A 23,804-nucleotide genomic window follows, 5' to 3' on the forward strand; every position below is an offset into this window, starting at 1 on the left:
ATAGATTAAATAATAATTTCTCATATTTCACAACGCTCTCTACTCTGCTGGCCAACGGCGGCCAATGGCCGTTTACCCTGATTCATCAAGAGAGATTGTCATGCCGCTCATCGTCTATATTTTTACGCTCAGCGCCTTTGCGCTGGGCCTGGCTGAATTCGTTCCTATCGGCCTGACTGACGTTATTGCCCAAAACCTGAACGTCAGCGTCGAACACGTCGGCCGCGCAGTGACCTGGTATGCCCTGGGCGCAACCTTTGCCGCACCGGTGCTGACCGCCTTAACGGCCAACTGGTCCCGCAAGCGGACCATGCTGACGACGATGCTGGTCTTCACCATTGGCAGTCTGGCCGCGGCGCTTGCCACCAGCATCTCGATGATGCTGATTGCGCGCTTTATTGCCGGGCTCGGACACGGTCTGTTCCTCGCGGTCGCCTCCAGCACGGCAGCGCGCCTCGTCGGCGCAAAGAAAGCCGGCAGCGCCGTCGCGGTGGTATTCGGCGGCTTCACGATAGCCATGGCGATCGGCGTCCCCATCAGTACTTATCTGGGCGGTATAAATACCTGGCGACCGGTACTCGGCGCGATTGCCGCATTCGGCGCCTTGGGTTTTCTGGGCCTGCTGCTGGGGATGAAGGAGCCACCCAGAAATGGGGAACATGCAGGTAGTGAGTCCGTTGCGCAGGCCCTGAAGGCTATCTTCCACCCGACCCTGTTGCTGGCTGCCTTGGTCACCGTCCTGGGCTATGCCGGTTCATTCACGGCCTACACCTTTATCGCGCCGCTGCTGACCGACGTGACGCAGGTTAGCGCCGCCACCGTCAGCCTGTTTATGCTGGCCTACGGCGTGTTGGCGGCCATCGGCAACGTCATCGGCGGCAAGATAACCGACCGTATGGGCGTCAACCGCGCCAGCGTGATTGTTATCTCCGCCATTGCCCTGGTCGTGCTGGGAATGTGGCTCTTTGCCTCCTCGGCCGTAGCCATGGGCATACTGGTTGCCTTGCTGGGCCTGTTTAGCTTCGCTTCCGTACCGGCCCTGCAGGCCCGCCTTATCACTATCGCCGAACGGCATGCGCCGCACGCCCACGGCGTCGCTGCAGGTCTGAACATCGCGGGCTTCAACTCTGGCATCGCCCTGGGCTCAGTGCTGGGCGGCGTGACGATCGGTACCGTCGGCATCGGCTATACGGGCGTCACCGGCGCCATCGTCTCGACGCTGGGTCTGGCGCTGCTGCTGGCCCTGATCGCTCGCAGTCGCGCCGCTGACTCTCGGACCGTTGCGGAGATAAGAGGCTGATTCCACGGCCGCTGCGGCACGCTCCGATGCCGGCTTCAGCAGCGGGCATAATGTCAGCAACCTGTGATGGTAGGGTGCGCCCCCTGCGCGGATGGAATCCACGCCGGGGGCAACGAGTTCCTGTCTGTTCTGAATAAGTTGACGGAGGCAAGCCTTCTCCCCGTCGCTCACAAACGGGGCGCAGAAATAAAATCCGTTAGGGCGTGTATTGCCGACAACCGATTTTTTTCCAATATCAGCATGTGCGTCGCTTCACCAATTTCAACCCATCTTTTTTCTGGTGAACCGGTTGCTCTCAGGAACCAGTCTTGTGCTAAATCAATGGGCACATCAATATCCCATTCACCGTGAATCAGAATGACGGGGACGTCGATATCTTTCGGATCGTAGTAAGGCTTATTTGCTGTCCAATATTCCCGTATATCCTGAATAGGGCCATTGCCTGATTTAAATGAGGCATGCGCACGTAATTCTGCGTCAGGTTCATCAGGTAAGGTACGCTCGACCCAGGCGTCAAAGGTTCCTGCGGGGATCAGGCTATCACGCTTGTCGGCAGGCGCCCCGCTCAGCCAGTGCTGCTTCGCCGCATGCATATTAACGATACGCCAGGCTCCCAATGCGTCCCCGGAATCAATGGGAACCGGTTTATGGCTGAGCCATTGAGGCGCAAGCAGGCCGAGACGGCGCACTTTTTCGTTATTTTTCGTTGTATAGGTTGCAGCGATAGTGCCTCCCCAGGACATACCAAAAATATTAAGTTGTTTCAGTTGTCTTGTGTTCAGCAGAAAGTTCGCTGCGCAGGTAAAATCACGCACCGCGGTCTCCGTACGACCCAGCGGCAGGCCAGAGCGTGTCGGCTGTGTCATCGCCTGTGGGCGGGTCGATCCACCGTAACCCCGCACATCTACGGCGTACACATCAAACCCCGCGTAGGCCAGATGATCCATAAAAGAGGCGCCCGCAACCGGCGTATCATACAGACTGCCGGACGAATACGTTGCGCCGTGTACCATCAATAAGGTTTTTGATTCATCATAGGTCTGGTTTTTATCCAGACATTTTCTGATAACGTTCAATTCAATACCGTGGGTATCAGAAGGGATCAAAAAACTTTCGCTAAAAATTTGCTGCTCAGACATGTTGGCTCCTCATCTATAACGATAACCACCGTAATTTGCCTTCAGCATTTGCTTCGATTTTCCCTGCCGAGGCGCCGGGGAAATGGGTGGTGAATACGGTTGCGCCCGTCTCTACGGCGAATTCCAGCGCTTGGCGGCGCGAATGCAGAGACCGTTCGGGAAACTCACAAAACACCGAATTCCACTGAGGGAGCGCTATTTGTAGCGGATGATGCATAACATCTCCCCAGAAAAAGGCCGTTTCACCTTCTGACGTAAAACTCAACGACAGGTGGTCATAGCTGTGTCCTGGCGTGGAATGGAGCCGGAAACCTGCCAATGGAAAATCGTCATCGCTGCGTATACGCATATCCGCACCGGCAGCGATAACCGGGGCGACGCTGTCTTCATAAACGAATTCGCTCGGCTGCCGTACGTTTTGAGGATCTGCATAAAACACACTCTCTTTCTGCGAAAAGAGATAGCGTGCGTTAGGAAAGGTAGGTACCCAGCGACCTTCACGCAGCACGGTATTCCAGCCAACATGATCGACATGCAGGTGGGTATTAAAGACATAGTCTACCTGCTCCGGCTCCACGCCGGCCTCGCGAAGCCGGGCGAGATACGGCACATCCAGCTGGTGGAACAGCGGGTTGTGAGGTCGTGATTTCCCATTCCCGGACGCCGTATCAATCAGCAAGGTTAGCCCGTCGACCTGCAATAACCAGCTATGGGTACTTTGCGCCAGAGAGGTAAACCCATCGGAGAAAAAGTCGTCAGGCAATGCCTTTGCAGCGTCTTGCGCGATCTCGTCCTGCCATTGCGGATAGAGAAACGATCCCGGTATGTTTTCCAACGCCAGCTCCGGGATTTTGCTTATCCGTGCACGGCCGATTTTATGCGTAGTAATAACAGACATAACTTTACTCACCTTCATGTTCACCCTATAACAGGTTTCATACTTACCGGTTTACCCCGCGAGAACAAGATAGGTGGCGGGGATGGATGGTTGCAGATTTCGCAACGATAGGCTGAGGTAAACAAGATTGGATAGGCTTACAATGATGCGCTCTTTTGTCCGGGTGGTGGATTCCGGCTCTTTTGTCAGCGCTGCCGGGCGGCTCAATATCCCCAAGTCCACCATCACCAGGCATATCCAGGCACTGGAGCATGAGCTGGGCGTGAAGCTGCTTAACCGCACTTCGCGTACGCTAAACCTGACCGAGCAGGGGCGGATTTACTATCAGGGGACGTTACGGTTGCTGGAAAGCCTCGACATTCTGGATAGCAACGTGCAGATGTCAGCAATGCAACCACGGGGGAAAATACGCGTAGAGATACCGAACGCCCTGGCCTATTGCCTGGTGATACCGGCGTTGCCCGATTTCCTGGCCCGCTATCCCGATATCCAGATCGAGGTCAGCGTCGGCAACCGAACGGCCAATCTGATCGAACAGAATATTGATTGTGTCATACGGATTGGTGAGCTGTATAACGACTCGCTGATTGCCCGCTCTTTAGGGGAGCTGCCGCAGGTGACCTGCGCCAGCCGTCAATATATTGAGCGCACCGGACTGCCGGTGCATCCTGCCGACCTGGCTCTGGGGCATACGCTGGTGCAGATTGTTTCGCCCCGCACCGGACAAATGGTAGTTAATGAGCTTTATCGTGACGGTCAGACAGAAAGAGTCAGCGCGCAGTGGCAGTTTGCGGTGAATGATTCAATGGGCGCGCGTACAGCCGCGCTTAATGGCTTGGGCGTAGTGACGACATACCGGTTTCTGGTTGAGGAATATCTGTCAAACGGGCAAATGGTTGAGCTGTTCCCTGACTGGCACAACACGCCGATACCGATACATATCGCCTGGCCGGAAAATCGTCAGTTGCCCTCTAAAGTGCGTATTTTTATTGAGTGGGCCAGAAGCGTGTTTAACGCAGGCGAGTGACTCCGGCCCGGGGGAGACAGGGCAGCCGGAGCCTCGCCCGGTGGTGAATCCCCCCCGTAAGGCGTGAGGGGGTTATCACCCCAACTTAGAACCACGCCTCAAACATGCCGCCGATATTCAGCGAATCCAGCCGCTCATTGCTGGTGCCCTCGACGTTGGCGGTATGCTGGTTATCCACCTGGCCACCGGTCACGTAGAAGCGCAGCATCGGACGGAACTCCGGCCCCATGCCGATGGCGATGTTCTGCGACAGCGTCAGCTTCCAGCCCTTGTTATCGCCGCCCCGATCATAATCCACGCGCTGGTAGCCAGCTTCCAGCCAGGTGGAGTGCACATCGTTCCAGAAATACATCGGCCGCACGATGGCGCCGTAGTTTTTACGGTTGTCGGTGTTGTCCTTGCCGTTGTCGTAATCATGGAAGGCCAGCAGATATTCGATCTGCGCCTGCTGGGTGAATTTATGGCTGCCCTCGAAGCTGGCGTAGACCGTGGTCAGGTCGTCGGTTTTGTTGTAGACGCTGTTATCCGCGTTGTCGGAGTAGCGCAGGATGAGCTTGTTCACCCCGCTGTCGTTGGTGTGGCTCAGCACCAGTCCGCCCTGCCAGGCATCGAGCCGCTCGTCGCTATCCACCGCTTTCGAGTCAAAGCCGTAGTTGGCGTACACTTCAACGTCGATCGGCCCGGCCTTGATGCCGTGGGTTTTGGTGGTCAGCGCGTAGTGGCCGTTGTCGCCGGTATCGGAGCTGCCCGTGCAGGTGATGCGTGACGGGTTCGTCTCATCGGCCATCACTTCCGGGCTGCAGGATTCCACCTGCGACACCGCCGCCACGTCAAACAGTACGCCGCCAATATCAAAGTTCTTCACCCCGGCTCCCTGGCCGTCGTGGTTCATCCAGAAGTAATCGTTGATCCCCTGCTGCGGACGTTGGTGGAAGTCCCGGCCGGCCCAGAGGTAGGCATTCGGGTTGGATTCGAGCACGTTAGTGACGCCCACGTAGGCCTTTTTCAGGTTCACCTCGTCACTCCAGTGGTCAAACATGACATTAATATCCCAGATCGCCCCTTGGGCGCTTTTGAAAGCTTTGCTGATCTGGAATTCGCCGCCGTTGCTTTCGTTACCCAGACGGCCGATCGCCGAGGCGCCGTTATAGGAACCGTCGACGCCGACATATTTCTGATCGCCGGTCTGGAAGTGGGCGCCATAGCGGGCATAGCCGCTGAACTTAAGGCCGAATGGAATCGCCAAATCCGGCGAGGCCGCGGTGGTCTGCGGGGTGGTAATAACATCAATCTTTTTATCGGCTGCGGCGTCAATTTTCACCTGCCGTTCGGCCAACGCTTTATCGACCGCTTTAGCCACGATGGCGTCAATCTGTTCCTGGGTGAATTCCTGCGCCAGTACGGAAACAGGGCACAGCGCGGCGATAGCCGCCATAGCTAAAGGGATTTTATTTACAGTTTTCATGGCTATCTCAAATTCATTATATTTTAAGAAAATAACCATCCCGTTCTGGTGCCAATAGAAATGACGCCACCAAAACAAGTTGATTCTATTTTTATTTCTCAGAGGTACAGTGATTACATCGGCGTAATAATATCCTCCGTAGTCAGAATAATCAGATATTGACGGACGTGATTACGTCATGCCAACAGTTAACAGGTCGGTAAGGTATCTATCGGACACTTCGCTGCCAGCACCCGCGTTAATTTCACAGAGGGTGCGCATAATCAGTCAGGGACGAATTGTCCCCCGACTGACGCTGTACTTATTATCTTAATTACAACTTTTGCCTTTAATTAAAGCGTGATTCACTGGCTTCCCAGCTATAACTGCCATTTGCCATTAACGAATCACCATGTTCCTGATAGGCGAAATTATAAAACTCTGCGCTGGCGGCATAGCCGGAGTAGTCTACGACCGCCAGGCCGACAAACGCACCGGTAAAGAACCCGCCATAGCTTTGCAATACATAGTCGTCAGAAAGAACAGCGGCATCCAGGGTGACCGGAATCTCAGTGAAGTTAATCCCATCAAAGCTATACTCATAGGTATAACTTTCCTTTCTTACTTTTGTGCGGAACCAGACATACTCACTACCTTCCGGAATTTTTATGGCATCCTCTTTCAGATACGAGGTATATTTACCACGATTGTTCTCACTTACCTCGATAACCGCACCATTAATTTCATTCCAGGTAATGAATACAAAGCTCCAGTGACGATCGTTATAGTAATTCGTCAAGCCTGCCATTTGCTGGTAATTAAATGGATTGAATTTAACTTTAACCTGCGCATCAAAATAGAAGGCCTGCCAGCGCCGGGCAATAAGCGACAGGTCATGAGTATTCGCTAAAGAACCTTGTCCGATTAACGTCAATTTTCCGTCGCCTGTTGTACCCATTTTTTCGGTGAACGGAACGCGGAGCGTATTCCAGTTGAGATCGAGCGTCGACGATTTAAAATCATCTTGCTGATTATGATCCCTTGCGCTGTGGCTACCAACGGCACCTTTTGGCCCTTCGACAAAGGTTTTGCCTCCGTGGCCGCCCTCAATACGTGGCCAACCCTCTTCATCCCAATAAACTTTTTGAATCGACGTTTCCCGGCCAAGCGTTGACCACCCGCGCGGATCGTAGACAGACTCACCGGCATGGTTCCAGGGGCGCGCGCAGAGTGAGGCGTAATACCATTCACCTTCGGGGGTTGACACCAGACTGCCGTGGCCCTGTTTTTGGATATAGCTGTCCGGAGTATCTACGTTGGTTAAGAAGACCTCCCCCGGAGCCGTTACAAAACTGTCGGCGTCCAGGCTGGTTGAACGGGCAACAACCTCCTGATGGGTAAAGACGGTTCCCCCCTGAGCGGCAAAAAGATAATAGTATCCGTTCAGTTTGTAGAGGTGTGGCCCTTCAACCAGCGCAACCGCAGTGCCCCGATAAATGGTGCGCGCCGTTTCCGGTTTTAATTTCAGCGTATCGGCATCAAATTCAGTTAACGTAATGCCGTTAAAAGGGTGGCGGTACTCTCGGTGGTCCCAGGTTTGTTGCACCAGGTATTTACGGCCATTATCGTCGTGGAAAAGCGAAGCATCAAAACCGACGCCATTCAGTTTGATGGGATCGGCCCATGGACCACGGATATCCGTTGCGGTGGTCAGGTAGTTGGTCATGTCTTTAAAGGCGCCCTCGGTGACTTTCACATCCGTATAAACCAACCAGAATTTGCCATCGGCATAAGAGAGAGCCGGAGCCCAGATCCCACCTGATGAAGGGTTCCCTTTCATCTGCAAAAGCGCCGTTGTAGACAATGGACTCGGCAGAAGACGCCAGTGCTCCAGGTCTTTTGACGCATGTAAACGAACGCCGGGGAACCACTCAAAGGTCGAATTTGCGATATAGTAAGTGTCCTCGACGCGGATAATACTTGGGTCTGCATTAAATCCAGGCAATATAGGGTTTTGAATCAGTGACATAGGGCTTTACCTTCTTAATAAATTTATCTTATTTATCAATCATTTAATTATATGCGTATTTCATCGAGCTGACGGTTGATATCCGTGATGTTTTTATCTGAGATGGGATAGCATTGAATAACGATCATCGACACAAAGGCTAGCGCTATCGGGATCCAAATCGCCGTCATATTGATTCCAGCAATAGCGTTTGCATCTTGTTGGGCAGCGACTTCGTTAAAGCCATAAGCGGCCAGCAGCCAAAGCGGAATGGCGCCGCCAAGAGTAAAGCCGACTTTGAAAAAAAGCCCCATAATGGCATTAATAATTGCGGCGTTTCGCTTGCCTGATTTTAATTCACCATACGCAATAACCTCTGGGACAAGCGCCCACATAAAGCCGGTCGCCGACGTTAACCCCCACTGTTTAATAAATGTTGCGATATAAGCTAGCCAGAGTTCATCATGCATGCCATCGAGTGACCAGATGTATGTCAGCAATTCCCCCACGATAAACATGCCAAGAAAAAGGTGGAAGAACCCTTTTTTACCAAATATTTTCTTAAGTCTTGGCCAAAAAATCGGGAATAAAATGCCTGGAATTGAGGCGACAAGACCAACGGCGCCCATCCATTCCGAATGGCCGACAACAAACTGATTGAAAAAACCATTAACCGTGTTCATGAAAAACATGAAGGTAAAGGCCAGCATAAAAAACACGCCGAGAATAACAAGCGGCCGGTTATTTTTGAGTTCAAGGAATAAATCCGTCGCTTTTACATTGGCAGATTGCTCTACCGTGGCGACAACGCGTTCTTTGGTTAATTTATAACACAGGAAAAGCGCCACCGCCCCGACGATCATATACACAGAATAAACGCCAAACCACGCGTAGCTGGCGGACGGATCGGTATAGTTCCCCAGTTCCAGCTTAAGCCCGAAAAACCCGGTATCCTTGATGCTGCGATCTTTGGGGGCAGCCATTTGTACGAACATGGGAAATAAGGTATAGACAAGAAGGTTGGCGCTATTGGCCAGCATCATGCGCGTACTCGTCAGCTTATCGATTGACGCAGGATCTCTGGTTAATGAAGCATTAAGAGAACCATACGGAATATTTACCACCGAATAAACCAAATCCAGCGCCAGATAAACGACGAAGGCAAAAGGTACGGAGCCACGCACTTCAGGAATAGGTGCAAACAGCAAGGCGGAGAGAATAACGAGTGGAATACCGGCTCTTAGCAGCCAGGGACGGTATTTCCCGGACACTGAACTCCTTTTATCAACAAAAGTTCCGACCATCGGGTCCCAAAACACATTGATAATTCTGACAAAAAGAAATATAAACCCCGCGGCTGCGGTGCTGATTGCATTAACAGTCAACATGTGTAGAGCAAGAAAACCGCCTATTGTCCCAAAAACAAGATTTTGGGCAAAGTCACCCAGCCCATAACCAATGCGTTCTCCACGCGTTAGTTTATGATACTCATCGTGCTGACTTTGCATTATGTTTCCACTCATTTTTATCACATCTCCTGCCTATTTTGTGAACGCGGAATACTTTCTGACACAGATTACGGCTGGTGATCTATTACGTTTTTGTACTTATTAATTATGTTTTTTTATTTCCGTGAGCACGGTGACAAAGGCCTTATATAGGCCTATAGCCAACGGGGCGATTGGCAACTCACCGGCCATGTCCACTGTCGCTGAACCTGGCCTGAAAAACCAGCACGTTGTTTAATTCCTTCGGTTTCTACCGAAAAGTGAACGCCCGATATGGCTATTAACACGTTAAATAGATGGCCGTATTTTTTGAGATATGGTTCACATTTGAGCATTCTATTAATCACAAAGTGAGATAACGTAATTGAGCACTTAGTCGGGGAGATACAGGATAATGAAAACCAGCCACCAGCCGGGGGCGAAAACTGGACTTCCCCTATGCCGCCAGACGATCCTGTCATATATTTTGAGCATAGGAAGAGCGTATGGGCACACCACAATTTACACCCGAATTTAAGGAAGAAACTGTCCGGAAAATCACGGAGCTTGGCTATTCCCTTGCCGAAATGTCTGACCGTCTCTGCTTTTCCGCACACAGTCTCTACAAGTGGATGCGGGCTATCAAACCCGATAACAACGAGCAGAGAAGCATGCCCGTGATTTACTCGAGGCCAAAAGCGAACTCCTGAAGCTCAGGGCACAGTTAAAACGTACCGAAGAAGAACGGGATATCCTTGCAAAGACCGCATGGTACTTTGCAAGGGGGTCCGACTGAAGTACCGCTTTATCAATAAACACCACGCCATCTGGCCGGTGATAAATAATGGACTGTCTCCACATCGCAACAAGCCCCCAAAAGTTACCTTGCTGCGTCCAGGTAACAGCAATGGGTTATGCCCCCATTAATTTTGCAAACCAAAACTTACACATGTCATCACAGACATTCCATTTTTTCGCTGGTTTGTTTTTATATTTTTCGTAGATTTAATATAAATCATCGCTGTCTGATATTTTTAACTCTTGAGGAATCTCAACCACCCCGCGATAATTAATCCCAACACTTCTGGGACGAATGCCACGCTACCGTAGATTCGAACGCCACTTTAATTATCTATAACATAAATCAACAAATATTGATTGGGTTTAATTCTACTTCCAAAAAGTAGATTAACCGCTCCTTACATAAAATCATTGCTAATATAAACAGTCTCAACTTCCTCATAGTAATCGATTTCTTTAATAAACCTCTTTAAATAAATTAATCCTTGATTTTTTTCATTGACCTGAGTGTAAATAACAGAGGAATCCGTCGCAGCGTAGGGTTGATAACGTTTAGTCCCTAAAGGGCCTAGTGCGCAGGCAGATATTAGCAGATATGATACAAATAACCATCCTAGAAAACAAATAATTCATTTTAACTCCCTAAGTTAAATAATTTTCTATATTATTAGATATGGGATGACCATTTTAAAAAAACTTCCGCTTGCAACGCGGACTCCAGAGAATCCTTTCATCACATTACCTTACTTATCTCAATGAGTTAGGTTGGGTAAATAATGAAAACAATAAATGTTCACACGGTGGCGTGAGAATATTTGGTAAATATAAACCAGTTCCCCTCAAGCCGGCGGGGAAGAATAAAAAGGGGTAGTCCATAAAACTTTGAACAGTGGTTGGCAGAAGGATAACAAATATGTACTCGTTTCTCTCGGTGGCGATACGTACCCACCTCAGGACTAACATCATTTTTTCAATTAAGTATTTTATGTATTTAAGAAAATTTTAAAACACTTCAAAACGAGTGCGGATTCGATTTTTATGTGGAAGGTAAGAATGTCGCCAATAAATGGTATGCGACGCCTACTGAAATTGACAAGGTGCGGGCGAAAATCGAAACCTTGGCCAAGGAACACAGTGTGTCAGGGTCTGCCCTTGATTTTAAACTTGGCGGAAGCATGACCTAGCAGGCGGACAGCGATAAATTTAACTAGGAATACGCTGTTTCCACTGCGCTATACGCTTTATTGAAGTAGTGTCGTACAGGTTCGAACATTGGTATAGAGGACGTGTAATACCAATAACTATTTCCCAAAATGGTGTTTGCCAATGCTAGAATTTGCTAATCATTACCAGGCACGAAAAAAATCCCGCAGTTACGCGGGCTTGTAGATGTTTTTACTGCTTATACGTGCTGGCTGCTAAATCATTCTCACTCTATTATTAACTATCAAATAATTAAAATTAAGAACAATAACTTATAAATATCCGTCAATATAATGCCATAAAAAATACCACGCACCGATAACGACGGGTTCAGTAGAACCTCCTGACCCTCTCATCTCAATCTTTCTGATTTTCCTGATCGACCGAACACCGCGCTGTATGGCCCACAACGACGGTATCCGGTGGGCGAAAATCAAAAACGTCGAATGGACGGGCCCCTCAGCGATGAACTCACCGATCATTTTCTGCCGCTCTGGAGGACTACTCCAAAGGCCTTGCAGAAAATCCATCAACGGGCCTGCGGTGACTGCCTCATAGGCTACTATCAGAAAACCGTGCTGGGACTCAACCATCGTAGTGGTGAGCACCTCATCAGCATGCTTAGGATAGGTAGCCAAATTCAGTAAACCACTTCAATCATCCGATAGATGAGTCTCGTAAAAAACATAGAGACGCGAACTTTGTCGAAATTTGCGACGAAACCAAAGACTACATAAAAGCAGTCCTATTGCTTAAAAAAAGCAACTGGTGATAAATTGATCAGAAAATAATTTTACGCTTTCAAAGAGTACAATCGGTCTTTCGGATCTAGAATATCTAATTTAGTTATGCATTTTCCTGCTCGAAATAGGTCCCCGGTGTTTCCCGGGGATATTAATCAAAACACTCTAAGCTGTTTTCCTGAACACCCCCATGAGTATATTCTTTCAGCTATATTTTTCCATTCAGCGATAAGGTATGGTTCAATTTCAGTATCTATAGGCATACTATTCATTCTGTCAATTGCGTGTGGCAGCATTGACGAAAGCTTACATATAATAGACGAGTTAGTAGGGATGGCTTTATTTATAACACCTTGCACTGATCGGTTGTAGTGCTCACAATCAAAATCTTCGAAAAATTTACTCCAATGTCTAGAATATTCAGTTTCGACATCTGGGAATACCAGATTGTATTTAAATCCATTTTTTAAATCTATGAAAAAATAATACTCTGGGTCGTGATCTATTACATGCTCTATGAATTTTACAGCAGGGAGTTGTGTTCCATTAGCCGTTCCCTTTAATATAGATAATGGAATTAAATTTTCAACTTCTTGACATTTTAAAACATACAACTGATTGATATTTATTTTGCTGGAGAACAGTTTTATTAAGCTTGAAGCAGTATCATGCTTCTTAGGATCCCCCGGATATTTAGAATCACTATCACAGATACTAAATACTGTTTTTCCATCAGAAAAATACTGTTCACATATATTTGCAGTCCTGTTACCACCACCATGTTCAATATCTAAGCTTATGTTATGATCTGTAAATACAGTATTGTTATTCTTATACCACTTGCATATATAATTATAAACTTTGTAATCATTGATATCTTCAAGTACTAGCTTTGGTTTGTTAAATGGATTTATTCCATTCTTTGTATATCTATTATAATAATCATGTAGGTCTATGAATAAATTAGTATCATCATACATTGATTTGTCAAAACCTATTTGTGAATGAAAAACAATAGCTCTAAATTTTACTCTTTCAAACAATGATAACTTAAAGGTTATCATTTCTTTAATGTTGTTTATTATAGCCTTTTGTAGTGGGGATAGATCACTTCGGTTAAGAATAGCTAAGATTATTCTTTTTGTAGAGTATAATACTATATATCCTAGTTTTCTTGATGAGCATAAATCATCAATAAAGTATTTTGCGTTGTGATCTTTTTCATTAACGCAGAAGGCATAAACTGATGAATCAAATTGAATAATCATGTTAGTAATTAAAGAAACCATAGGGCCAAGATTTTAGGACGCCATCTTCATTAAATGACGAGTAGCTTATTTTAGTTAACGGTTTTTCATTGTCTTGCTCAAATAATATTATATTAACATCATCGCTGGAAATATCATCTCCTAAGCATATCATATCACCTAGTTTTGATATGAGTGTTTGACTATGTGTCTCAATAATTAATTTTAGATTTATTCTGTTTTCTTCAGCTAACTTTATTGCTTTAGAAAAAACTACAGCGATGTCAGCTTGCATTTTGGGATGTAAATGCAGTTCAGGTTGTTCTATTGCTACAATGACGCTTGTAAACTCATTGTGATTCACCCCATTGTTTTTCATCTTTAGTTCATATCCGCTAGATATAGCCCAAAGTTGAACTATGATTGGTAATATTTGCGAATATCCGAATCCCATATCAGAAATATTATAAGACCTGCCATCACCTCTTGATATTCTTATTGATAAATGACTGTCGCTATCATCAGAGTTTTCTATTCTGAAATCAAAGTTGTCTTTTGTCCATTTGTCTAGAGAATCTCTATCTACATGATAAATATTTCGTATGAACATAGCTAAATTACTACCTTTGTGATCTATTTCCTCCACTCCAAGATCTTGAAAACGGTAATAACGCTCTGTCGATGCTCTAAGAGGAGCTATATAATGGACGTTTTTTAAAATTTTCGTGATTTCATTGTTTATAACAAATGAGTTTGTCACAATAAAGTACCAATCGATAAGTGCCGAAAGAAATAAAAATTCAGAGTTTGATGTGCTCCATGATTGTGTTTTTTGTCTGAATTTCATTGTGCTACTTATGGCTTTAATTCTATTGAGTCTTTCCTCGGGACTTTCAAGTTTCCTTGTTAAATACTTCGCCATATCATGTGTTTTTCTTTCACTAGAGCTACCGCTATATTCTGTTAACTTTCTCTTTATTTGTTTAAGTAGTGCATCAGCCATTTGCCCTTTCTCATTGAAAAAGGTATACGGGTTATCTAAATTAGTGTTTATGAATACAGGTAATAGTGTATCTTTTATAGTTCGCTGATATTTTATTTCTTGTTTTCTAAGCTCCCAGTATATTGTAGGGGAAGATATTCTTCCAATGACACCCATTTCATCCAATTCAAAAACAACTTTGTTATCATTTATTATTATTTTGTATTCGTTAGTATATGATGATTCGGTAAAATTTCCTTTCTTGATCTTTATCGATGCTTTTATTTTTATTTTTTCCTGACCTTCATGTCTTCTTCTGTAGGGAGTGTAAGTTTCTCTTGGAATGCTGAATTCAAAATCAAAAGAAATATGGTTTGTCTCTGAGGTCCCATCTTTTGTCGCAATAGTACTATAGTTGCACAGTGATGTTTCAAATGAACCAAAGTCTGTATATTCACCATTCCATAAAATAGGACCCATGGTTTTTCTTTCCACACTTTGTCTTAATAAAGGAAAAACCCTTAAGAAAGTACTTTTCCCTGAGCTATTTGTTCCAACCAATATATTTATTGGTTTTAACGAAATGTCCCCTGTGTTTTTTAATGAACGCAGGTTGTGAATTGCTATAGATTCCATGTTTTCTCCTTAAAGCAAATTATGACCATCTTGTTTCATAATACTAATTTTAAAATATATGACAAGGTTTTTTATGTTTTTGACTAGTCCTGATATAGATTGACACTTTTCAGTCAAATAACGCCCGATGAACCTCATCGGGCGTTTTGTATTTCAGCGACAGGTGCGGCCGCCGCATATTGTAGAGGTTCGCCAACTCCCGGACCATTTTTCTTGTCTGCACAATATATTCTGGCCTACCGAGCAAATATTCCGTTTTGAGTATCCCGTTTATCCGTTCCGCCAGCGCGTTCTGATAACTGTCATACCCGTCCATCATCGAGCAGGTGACGCCATATCTCTGATGTAACGCCTGATATTCCTGTGAGCAGTACTGGATCCCCCAGTCAGATTGGTGCACCAACGACAACACCGTGCATCTGCCGGCCAGCGCCGTTTTGAACGCGCAGGCGACATGCCAGGTATGCAGACTGTCATACACATGATGCCCCACGATTTTTCTCGTACAGGCATCCATTACCAAGCTGACGTACACCATTCCCGTTTTCAGCGGAAGGTAGATGAGATCCGCTACTTATACGTGTTCCGGACGGCTGGCTATGGCCTGATTATCCCCCGCCTTCAGCAAGTTGGGATGGCGATAAAAACGATGGTGGCTGTGCGTTGTCTTGTGATCTGACCGTTTAATTCGGGGTGTGCCGCAACAAACGATGCAGCTTACGTGTCCCCGGCCGGGACTGATGCAGTCGGATGGCCATCACCTGTTCGACAAGATGCCGAACCTGCTCTTCTCTGCCAGCTTCACGCTGCAGGGGCTGATACCACGCTTGTCGGCTGATGCTCATCCATCGGCAGGCCCGGGTTACTGTGAGTCTCGGTACTTGTGTTTGCGCGATAAGGTGGCTAACTGCTTTTTGTCAGCGTGGTGCCAAAGCCGGTATTCATCACTTTAACGACGGCTTCGAAGAACTGAGCTTTGATTTCAGATTCAGCCAGTTACTGCTCAAGTTTTTTAATACGCTGTTCGGCCGTCAGGGGGAGTTTGGGCATGTTATCTCCGCACGTTTTGGTAGAAGGAGAGATCCGCCAGTCAATTTGCACAGCCAGTTCATGACAGTCTGACTGCCTTGGATACCGTAGCGGCCTTGCACCTGACGGTATGTCATCTCGCCTTTTTCAACTTGTTCGACGACGGCTAATTTAAAGGATAGAGAGTAATCGCGTTGTGTGCGTTTAACATACTGGTTCATCACATTTTCCTCTGTACGTGAGTAAAATGTGTCAATGCTATTCAGGACGAGTCACTTTATCTCCGGCTTTTTCCCTTGCAGGAAATCTTCTACCGGCAACCATTTTTTTAGCTTCATTGAGCCATTCACGCGCTTCTGCAAGCGTGATCCCTCCAACACCATAGCGGCCAAAAGTAACGGTCTCCTTCGGCTTAAGGTGACACAGCCTGTGTGTCAGTCAACATGGTTTATTGTTTCCTTTGTCAAAAAAACCCAAGTTGTAAAAAAATCAAAAAAACCATTTAACTATCTGTTTTTAATCGATTTTTTTAAAAACAAATACCATAACTCAACCGGAATTTATCACATGGTACTTTTTCAAACCTGAATTCGAAACCAGAGAGTACCATCAAAAATTCCATTGAAAAAACCGTGCTTCCCGTTGCTAACAGCTGCCAGAAAGTGCCAGACATAAAAACAAAAAAGCCCGCAGTTACGCGGACTTAGAGGTACTTTACTGCTTTTACGTGCAGGCTATGACGTTAAATCATTCCCACTCAATCGTCGCCGGCGGCTTGCCGCTGATGTCGTACACCACGCGGGAGATGCCGTCTACTTCGTTGATGATGCGGTTGGAAACGCGGCCGAGGAACTCATACGGCAGGTGCGCCCAGTGCGCGGTCATAAAGTCGATGGTTTCCACCGCACGCAGCGAAACAACCCAGTCGTATTTACGGCCGTCGCCCATCACGCCGACGGAGCGCACCGGCAGGAACACGGTGAACGCCTGGCTGACCTTGTTGTACAAGTCGGCTTTGTGCAGCTCTTCGATGAAGATGGCGTCGGCACGGCGCAGCAGGTCGCAGTACTCTTTCTTCACTTCGCCCAGCACACGCACGCCCAGACCCGGCCCCGGGAACGGGTGACGGTACAGCATGTCGTAAGGCAGGCCCAGCTCCAGACCGATCTTGCGCACTTCGTCTTTGAACAGCTCTTTCAGCGGCTCGACCAGGCCCAGCTTCATCTCTTTCGGCAGGCCGCCCACGTTGTGGTGCGACTTGATCACGTGCGCTTTACCGGTGGCGGAAGCGGCAGATTCGATCACGTCAGGATAAATGGTGCCCTGCGCCAGCCATTTCACCTGCTCTTGCTTGCAGGCTTCTTCGTCAAACACTTCCACGAACACGCGGCCGATGATTTTACGCTTGGCTTCCGGCTCGTCCACGCCCGCCAGCGCGCTCAGGAAGCGCTCTTCCGCCGGCACGTGCACGATGTTCAGGCCGAAGTGGTCGCCGAACATTTCCATCACCTGGTTGGCTTCGTTCAGGCGCAGCAGGCCGTTGTCGACGAAGACGCAGGTCAGGCGCTTGCCAATGGCGCGGTGCAGCAGCATCGCGGTAACGGAAGAGTCCACGCCGCCGGACAGGCCGAGGATCACGTGGTCTTCACCCACCTGCTCGCGGATGCGTTCAACCGCATCTTCGATGATGGTGGCCGGCGTCCACAGCGCTTCACACTGGCAGATATCCAGCACAAAACGCTCCAGCATGCGCTGGCCCTGACGGGTATGGGTCACTTCCGGGTGGAACTGCACGCCGTAGAAGCGTTTTTCTTCGTTGGCCATAATGGCGAACGGGCAGGTGTCGGTGCTGGCAACGGTCACAAAGTCGGACGGGATGGCGGTGACTTTGTCGCCGTGGCTCATCCATACGTCCAGCAGCGGTTTGCCTGCCGGGCTGATGGCGTCTTCGATGTCGCGGATCAGCGCGCTTTCGGTGGTCACTTCCACCTGCGCATAGCCGAACTCACGCTCGTTGGAGCCTTGTACGTGGCCGCCCAGCTGCATCGCCATGGTCTGCATGCCGTAGCACACACCCAGCACCGGTACGCCGGCGTTGAAGACGTATTCCGGCGCGCGCGGGCTGTTATGTTCGGTGGTGCTTTCCGGGCCGCCGGAAAGGATGATGCCGCTCGGGTTGAATTCGCGGATCTGCTCTTCGCTGACGTCCCAGGCCCACAGCTCGCAGTAAACGCCGATTTCGCGCACGCGACGGGCAACCAGTTGGGTGTACTGCGAACCGAAGTCCAGAATAAGAATGCGATGCTTATGAATATTTTGTGTCATGTGAGGCGAATTCCAGCAACAAAAGGAGAAAAAACAACAATAAGCGCGTGGTGACGGCCCCGCTCTCCGCGGGGCCAGCGGCGTGATATGCCACGCCGCTACGCATAAACATCTCTGCCGAGGGTTAGCCCATACGGTAGTTTGGTGACTCTTTGGTGATGGTCACATCGTGCACGTGGCTTTCCTGGATGCCGGCGCCGCTGATGCGTACGAATTCCGCCTTGGTGCGCAGTTCGTCGATGGTGCCGCAGCCGGTCAGGCCCATGCAGGAGCGCAGGCCGCCCATCTGCTGGTGTACGATGGCCTTCAGCATGCCTTTGTACGCCACGCGGCCTTCGATGCCTTCCGGCACCAGTTTGTCCGCCGCGTTGTCGGTCTGGAAGTAACGGTCAGAAGAGCCTTTGGACATCGCGCCCAGCGAGCCCATACCGCGGTAGGACTTGAACGAACGGCCCTGATACAGCTCGATTTCGCCCGGAGATTCTTCGGTGCCCGCCAGCATGGAGCCGACCATCACACAGGATGCGCCCGCGGCGATCGCCTTGGCGATATCGCCGGAGAAGCGGATGCCGCCGTCGGCGATGACCGGAATACCGGTGCCTTCCAGCGCTGCAACCGCATCGGAGATAGCGGTAATCTGCGGTACGCCGACGCCGGTCACGATACGGGTAGTACAGATGGAGCCAGGGCCGATGCCCACTTTCACCGCGCTGACGCCGGCTTCAACCAGCGCTTTGGCGCCGGCTGCGGTCGCGACGTTGCCGCCGACGATTTGCAGATCCGGGTATTTGGCGCGGGTTTCACGGATGCGCTGTAGCACGCCTTCGGAGTGGCCGTGGGAGGAGTCAATCAGCAGCACGTCAACGCCTGCCGCGACCAGCGCGTCGATGCGCTCTTCGTTGCCGGCGCCGGCGCCGACCGCCGCGCCAACGCGCAGGCGACCCTGCTCATCTTTACAGGCGTTAGGCTTACGTTCTGCTTTCTGGAAATCTTTTACGGTGATCATGCCGAGCAGGTGGAAACTTTCGTCAACCACCAGCGCTTTCTCAACGCGCTTCTCGTGCATTTTTTGCAGCACCACTTCACGCGCCTCGCCCTCTTTCACCGTCACCAGACGATCTTTCGGCGTCATGACCGCGGTCACCGCCTGGTTCAGGTCGGTCACAAAGCGCACGTCGCGGCCGGTGATGATGCCTACCAGCTCGTTGTCTTCGGTCACCACCGGGTAGCCGGCAAAGCCGTTACGTTCGGTCAGTTCTTTGACTTCTTTCAGCGTGGTGGACGGGGTAACGGTCTGCGGGTCGGTAACTACGCCGCTTTCATGTTTCTTCACGCGGCTGACTTCTTCAGCCTGACGCTCAATAGACATGTTTTTGTGGATGAAGCCGAGGCCGCCTTCCTGCGCCAGCGCGATAGCCAGGCCGGATTCGGTAACGGTATCCATTGCTGCGGACAGCATAGGGATATTCAGGCGGATGGTTTTGGTCAGCTGAGTGCCTAATTCTGCGGTGTTCGGCAGAACGGTGGAGTGGGCTGGAACCAGGAGAACGTCGTCAAACGTTAGAGCTTCTTTAGCGATACGTAGCATGGGCAATATCTCACCAGGGTGGATGCGGAAAAGATAAAATATTGCCGCGGCATTATACAGAGCGGAATCGGTTGCCTCCAGCACTTTCTTACAAAAACTCTTGATTAGCTGTTTGAGGCATGTAGTATCAGTCAATTAAGTGGTTGTTTTGAAATTTGATCTGGGTCACATGTCGCTACCTACCGCACCATCCATTTTTACCGTAAGCCGCCTGAATCAGACGGTTAAACAGCTCCTGGAAATGGAGATGGGGCAGATTTGGCTCTCCGCCGAGATCTCAAACTTCTCCCAGCCCGCTTCCGGCCACTGGTATTTCACGCTGAAAGACGACCGCGCTCAGGTACGCTGCGCGATGTTCCGCAACAGCAACCGCCGCGTCAACTTCCGTCCGCAAAACGGCCAGCAGGTGCTGGTGCGCGCCAGCATCACGCTGTATGAGCCGCGCGGCGATTATCAGTTGATCGCCGAAAGCATGCAGCCGGCGGGCGACGGCCTGCTGCAGCAGCAGTTCGAACAGTTGAAGCAGCAACTGGCGGCCGAAGGGCTGTTCGACCCGCAGTTTAAACAGCCGCTGCCCAGCCCGGCCAAACGCCTCGGCGTGATCACCTCCGCCAGCGGCGCCGCGCTGCACGATATTCTGCAGGTGCTGCAGCGGCGCGATCCGTCGCTGCCGATCGTCATCTACCCCACCGCGGTACAGGGCGCGGACGCGCCGCTGCAAATCGTCCGGGCGATTGAAACCGCCAACCGGCGCGATGAGTGCGACGTGCTGATCGTCGGCCGCGGCGGTGGTTCGCTGGAAGATCTGTGGAGCTTTAACGACGAACGCGTGGCGCGGGCGATTTTCGCCAGCCATATCCCGGTGGTCAGCGCCGTCGGCCATGAAACCGACGTCACCATCGCCGATTTCGTCGCCGATCTGCGCGCCCCCACGCCTTCCGCCGCCGCCGAACTGGTCAGCCGCAATCAGCTGGAGCTGCTGCGTCAGCTGCAGTCGCAGCAGCAGCGGCTGGAAATGGCGATGGACTACTACCTGGCGCAGCGTCAGCAGCAGTTCAGCCGCCTGCATCACCGCCTGCAGCAACAGCACCCGCACCTGCGGCTGGCGCGTCAGCAGACGCTGCTGTTCAAACTGCAGCGCCGGCTGGAAGAAGGCATGCAGCATCAGCTGCGTCTGACGTCACGCCGCAGCGAGCGCCTGCAGCAGCGCCTGAATCAGGTGCAGCCGCTGGGGCGCATTCACCGCTGTCAGCAGCGTATTCAACAGCAGGAGTACCGGCTGCAGCAGGCGCTGGAACGTCAGCTGAGCGGCTACCGCCAGCGCTTCGGCGTGGCCTGCAGCCAGCTTGAGGCGGTCAGCCCGCTGGCAACGCTGGCGCGCGGCTACAGCGTGACGCAAACCCCGCGCGGCGAGGTGCTGAAAACCACCAAACAGGCGCAGGTGGGCGAAATCCTGAAAACCCGTCTGCAGGACGGCTGGCTGGAAAGCGAAGTGAAAACCATCAAAAAAGTGAGCAAGCCGCGCAAGAAGCGCGCGGCGGAATAGTCTTCAGCGGGCGCCATGACGGCGCCCGTTTGTTTAGCTCAGCGAATAGCCGTCCGCCCGTTCCCCGTTGATCCACAGCTCGCGCGTTTCCGCCGCCGGCAGCGTCACCGCCAGCCGCCGCCACGCCGGGCGGAAATCCCCGTCATGGCTAAACATCAGCGTAATGCGCTGCGCGTCGCACTGCATCCGCCAGCGCAGCCACAGCGCGCCGCCCTGCCGCCAGGCGTCGCTCTCGCCATCGTCTTCAAACAGCAGCCCTGAGCGCTCGCCCTGCTGCAGCGGGAACAGTTTAAGTTCACGCTGGTCATCCGCCGCCACGTCAACGTGCGCCAGACGGCGCGAAAGCGGCAAGGCGGCGCCGGCCCGCACCAGCAGCGGCAAACGCTCCAGCGGCGCCGGCAGCGTTACGCTCTGCCCGCCGCTGAACCACTGGCCGCTGTAGAAGCAGTACCAGCCCGCCTGGTTATCCGGCAGATATACCGTACGCTCACGCTGCTCCGGCTCCACCACGCTGGCCACCAGCAGATCGCGCCCCAGCATAAAGTCGTCGTTTTCGCACCAGACGCGGCTGTCCTGCTCGTGATCGAGGAATGTCGGCCGCAGCATCGGCTCATCCTCGGCGCAGGCCTGCCACAACAGCGTATACAGATACGGCATCAGCTGATAACGCAGGTTGATCGCCTGACGGATCATCGGCGTCGCTGCCGGGTACATCCATGGCTCGTTCACCGTGGCGTCGTCGTTCCAGGAGTGAATGGTAAAACGCGGATGCATCACGCCGTTTTGCACCCAGCGCACCAGCAGCTCGGCGTCCGGCTTATCACCGGAGAAGCCGCCGACGTCATGACCGACGTTATATAGCCCGGACAGGCTCATCCCCAGCCCCATGCGGATGTTGTAACGCAGCGTCTGCCAGCTGGTGCGGTTATCGCCGCTCCAGGTCTGTACATAGCGCTGCATGCCGGCGCAGCCGGAACGGGAAATCAGGTACGGCCGCAGGCCGGGGGCAAAGCGCTGCTGGGCCTCCATCGAGGCGCGCATCATCAGCAACGGCATCACCGGGCGGATATGCTTGATGGCGATCGGCCGGCCAAAACCGTGGCAGCGCGCTTCGCCATCCCACACTTCGTATTCGTTGTTGTCGTTCCAGGTGGAATCGATGCCCATCTCCAGCAGCTGCTGCGTGACGCCCTGCTGCCACCAGCGCACCGTCGCCGGGTTGGTGAAGTCGAGGTGTGACCCTTCGTCATCCCAGAAGCTCGAGCGCTCAGGCGCGTCGCTTTGCGAGTCGCGGATAAACAGCCCCTGCTCCGCCACCGCTGCGTACTGCGGGTGGTCCTGCAACAGACAGGGTTTGATATTCGCCGCCAGCTTCAGCCCGGCCTGGTGGAACGCCGCGCTCAGCGCCTTCGGCTGCGGCACCTTGTCGTAGTTCCAGTTGAACACGTAGCGTTTATCGTTAATCGAGGTATAGCCGGAGGAGAGCTGGAACGAATCGCAGGGAATCTCATGCTGCCGGCACAGGGCGATAAACTGCTGCAGCTGCTGCTGCGCATCCGGCGCGTCGGTATAGTGCATGGTGGAGCCGCTGTAACCCAGGCTCCACTTCGGACCGAAGTGCGTTTTCCCGGTCAGACGCAGCAGCGCTTTGGTCACGTCCAGCACCTGCGGCCCGAGGAACAGGTAATAATCCAGATCCCCCGCCTCCGCCTGATAGCGGCGGTAGGCCGGATGGTAGTTGTCCAGCTCATTGCCCAGATCCAGCCAGCAGCTGCTCAGGTTATCGTAAAACAGGCCGAAGCTGACGTCCTCGCGCCGGGTGATGGTAAACGGAATATGCTTATACAGCGGATCGGTGCTGGCCGCGTTGTAGCCCATGGCGTCCAGGTTGCGCATCTCAAAACGGCGGCCGCTGCGCTCCAGATCGCCGGATTTTTCCCCCAGCCCGTAATAGTGCTCGCCGCCGAAGCGGCGCTGATAGTGCGCCACGCCGTCGCCGTGCGCGTTCAGCAGATAGGCGCTGGTCGGCCGGTCGGCCGCCAGCGGACGCCACTGCCCGTCGGCGGTGCAATACTCCCACTCCAGCCACAGGGGCTGATGCACCGTCACCCGCAGCGCGGCGCTGGTCACCACCAGCCGATCGTCATGCTGCTCCAGGCGGTAGCCCGGCAGGCTGAAACCCGCCACGCTGAGCCGGTCGCGCCCTTCCCACGGCACGTCCTGCTGCGGCGCAATGCTCCAGGTGCGGTCCAGCGCCAGCTCGCCGTTGCGTTTCAGCAACACGCGGAACAGATCCTCCTCCAGCACGTAGAGGCAAAACAGATGCTGATCATCCACCAGCAGTTCGATGCGGTCGTCATATTGGCCGGCGAGGCTCCAGTTCTTTAGCGTTTTCATAGGG

The 23,804-nt window shown here is 51.4% G+C and carries 13 protein-coding genes and 3 pseudogenes; 4 read left to right on the forward strand and 12 right to left on the reverse strand.

Features of this window, described 5'->3' with window-relative positions:
- Window positions 1–100: 100 nt before the first annotated feature.
- Window positions 101–1,300, forward strand: a complete 1,200-nt coding sequence (locus TAN611_RS17345) for an MFS transporter (RefSeq protein ID WP_187044272.1) — start codon at window positions 101–103, stop codon at window positions 1,298–1,300.
- Window positions 1,301–1,467: 167 nt separating this feature from the next.
- Here the strand turns inward: TAN611_RS17345 and TAN611_RS17350 are convergent, their stop codons facing one another.
- Both TAN611_RS17350 and TAN611_RS17355 read right to left on the reverse strand, forming a co-directional pair.
- On the reverse strand, window positions 1,468–2,439 hold the full coding sequence (locus TAN611_RS17350; protein WP_203066796.1) for an alpha/beta hydrolase: 972 nt from the start codon (window positions 2,437–2,439) through the stop codon (window positions 1,468–1,470).
- A 13-nt stretch (window positions 2,440–2,452) separates the two neighbouring features.
- Window positions 2,453–3,337 (reverse strand): MBL fold metallo-hydrolase, encoded by an 885-nt coding sequence (locus TAN611_RS17355; protein ID WP_203066797.1) that lies wholly within the window; start codon window positions 3,335–3,337, stop codon window positions 2,453–2,455.
- 142 nt (window positions 3,338–3,479) lie between these two features.
- On the opposite strand from TAN611_RS17355, the gene TAN611_RS17360 reads away from it, so the two are divergent.
- Complete coding sequence (locus TAN611_RS17360; RefSeq protein WP_203066798.1) at window positions 3,480–4,364, forward strand: LysR family transcriptional regulator; 885 nt, start codon at window positions 3,480–3,482, stop codon at window positions 4,362–4,364.
- 85 nt (window positions 4,365–4,449) lie between these two features.
- On the opposite strand, the gene TAN611_RS17365 is transcribed toward TAN611_RS17360, so the two are convergent.
- From TAN611_RS17365 to TAN611_RS17375, 3 genes are all read right to left on the reverse strand, one after another.
- Window positions 4,450–5,829: a carbohydrate porin gene (locus tag TAN611_RS17365; RefSeq protein ID WP_197950130.1), complete on the reverse strand. Its 1,380-nt coding sequence runs from the start codon at window positions 5,827–5,829 to the stop codon at window positions 4,450–4,452.
- Window positions 5,830–6,157: 328 nt separating this feature from the next.
- Entirely contained in the window at window positions 6,158–7,837 is a 1,680-nt protein-coding gene (locus tag TAN611_RS17370; RefSeq protein WP_197950132.1) for a glycoside hydrolase family 43 protein, read from the reverse strand.
- A 47-nt stretch (window positions 7,838–7,884) separates the two neighbouring features.
- Entirely contained in the window at window positions 7,885–9,324 is a 1,440-nt protein-coding gene (locus TAN611_RS17375; RefSeq protein ID WP_197950134.1) for an MFS transporter, read from the reverse strand.
- Between the two features lie 485 nt (window positions 9,325–9,809).
- On the opposite strand from TAN611_RS17375, the pseudogene TAN611_RS17380 reads away from it, so the two are divergent.
- Window positions 9,810–10,143: pseudogene (locus tag TAN611_RS17380) on the forward strand (transposase); the annotation flags it as partial.
- Between the two features lie 2,062 nt (window positions 10,144–12,205).
- Here the strand turns inward: TAN611_RS17380 and TAN611_RS17385 are convergent.
- From TAN611_RS17385 to guaB, 6 genes and pseudogenes are all read right to left on the reverse strand, one after another.
- Window positions 12,206–13,339, reverse strand: coding sequence for a hypothetical protein (locus tag TAN611_RS17385; protein ID WP_197950136.1), 1,134 nt, complete (start codon window positions 13,337–13,339; stop codon window positions 12,206–12,208).
- Window positions 13,320–14,915 (reverse strand): AAA family ATPase, encoded by a 1,596-nt coding sequence (locus TAN611_RS17390; protein WP_197950138.1) that lies wholly within the window; start codon window positions 14,913–14,915, stop codon window positions 13,320–13,322. Before TAN611_RS17390 ends, TAN611_RS17385 begins: the two co-directional genes overlap by 20 nt.
- 109 nt (window positions 14,916–15,024) lie before the next feature.
- Window positions 15,025–16,165, reverse strand: a pseudogene (locus TAN611_RS17395) (IS3 family transposase).
- Window positions 16,166–16,220: 55 nt separating this feature from the next.
- Window positions 16,221–16,352: pseudogene (locus TAN611_RS17400) on the reverse strand (integrase); the annotation flags it as partial.
- Between the two features lie 339 nt (window positions 16,353–16,691).
- A complete protein-coding gene (gene guaA, locus TAN611_RS17405; RefSeq protein WP_105232171.1) occupies window positions 16,692–18,269 on the reverse strand; it encodes a glutamine-hydrolyzing GMP synthase in 1,578 nt (525 codons plus the stop codon).
- A 124-nt stretch (window positions 18,270–18,393) separates the two neighbouring features.
- Window positions 18,394–19,857, reverse strand: a complete 1,464-nt coding sequence (gene guaB / locus TAN611_RS17410; RefSeq protein ID WP_145961106.1) for an IMP dehydrogenase — start codon at window positions 19,855–19,857, stop codon at window positions 18,394–18,396.
- A 169-nt stretch (window positions 19,858–20,026) separates the two neighbouring features.
- Between guaB and xseA the strand changes: the two genes are divergently transcribed.
- Window positions 20,027–21,403, forward strand: a complete 1,377-nt coding sequence (gene xseA / locus TAN611_RS17415; protein WP_105233483.1) for an exodeoxyribonuclease VII large subunit — start codon at window positions 20,027–20,029, stop codon at window positions 21,401–21,403.
- Between the two features lie 33 nt (window positions 21,404–21,436).
- Here the strand turns inward: xseA and TAN611_RS17420 are convergent, their stop codons facing one another.
- Window positions 21,437–23,800 carry a glycoside hydrolase family 31 protein gene (locus TAN611_RS17420; RefSeq protein ID WP_203066799.1) on the reverse strand — a complete coding sequence of 788 codons (2,364 nt, stop codon included), beginning with the start codon at window positions 23,798–23,800 and terminating at the stop codon, window positions 21,437–21,439.
- Window positions 23,801–23,804: the final 4 nt, after the last annotated feature.

It is taken from the genome of Serratia sp. Tan611, assembly GCF_905188235.1.
Lineage (GTDB): Bacteria > Pseudomonadota > Gammaproteobacteria > Enterobacterales > Enterobacteriaceae > Serratia_B > Serratia_B rhizosphaerae.

What these genes read in the sequence shown, in the direction of transcription:
- TAN611_RS17345 (WP_187044272.1), top strand. Translation starts at nt 101, where the DNA reads ATGCCGCTCATCGTCTATATTTTTACGCTCAGCGCCTTTGCGCTGGGC.
- TAN611_RS17350 (WP_203066796.1), bottom strand. Translation starts at nt 2,439, where the DNA reads ATGTCTGAGCAGCAAATTTTTAGCGAAAGTTTTTTGATCCCTTCTGAT.
- TAN611_RS17355 (WP_203066797.1), bottom strand. Translation starts at nt 3,337, where the DNA reads ATGTCTGTTATTACTACGCATAAAATCGGCCGTGCACGGATAAGCAAA.
- TAN611_RS17360 (WP_203066798.1), top strand. Translation starts at nt 3,480, where the DNA reads ATGATGCGCTCTTTTGTCCGGGTGGTGGATTCCGGCTCTTTTGTCAGC.
- TAN611_RS17365 (WP_197950130.1), bottom strand. Translation starts at nt 5,829, where the DNA reads ATGAAAACTGTAAATAAAATCCCTTTAGCTATGGCGGCTATCGCCGCG.
- TAN611_RS17370 (WP_197950132.1), bottom strand. Translation starts at nt 7,837, where the DNA reads ATGTCACTGATTCAAAACCCTATATTGCCTGGATTTAATGCAGACCCA.
- TAN611_RS17375 (WP_197950134.1), bottom strand. Translation starts at nt 9,324, where the DNA reads ATGCAAAGTCAGCACGATGAGTATCATAAACTAACGCGTGGAGAACGC.
- TAN611_RS17385 (WP_197950136.1), bottom strand. Translation starts at nt 13,339, where the DNA reads ATGGTTTCTTTAATTACTAACATGATTATTCAATTTGATTCATCAGTT.
- TAN611_RS17390 (WP_197950138.1), bottom strand. Translation starts at nt 14,915, where the DNA reads ATGGAATCTATAGCAATTCACAACCTGCGTTCATTAAAAAACACAGGG.
- guaA (WP_105232171.1), bottom strand. Translation starts at nt 18,269, where the DNA reads ATGACACAAAATATTCATAAGCATCGCATTCTTATTCTGGACTTCGGT.
- guaB (WP_145961106.1), bottom strand. Translation starts at nt 19,857, where the DNA reads ATGCTACGTATCGCTAAAGAAGCTCTAACGTTTGACGACGTTCTCCTG.
- xseA (WP_105233483.1), top strand. Translation starts at nt 20,027, where the DNA reads ATGTCGCTACCTACCGCACCATCCATTTTTACCGTAAGCCGCCTGAAT.
- TAN611_RS17420 (WP_203066799.1), bottom strand. Translation starts at nt 23,800, where the DNA reads ATGAAAACGCTAAAGAACTGGAGCCTCGCCGGCCAATATGACGACCGC.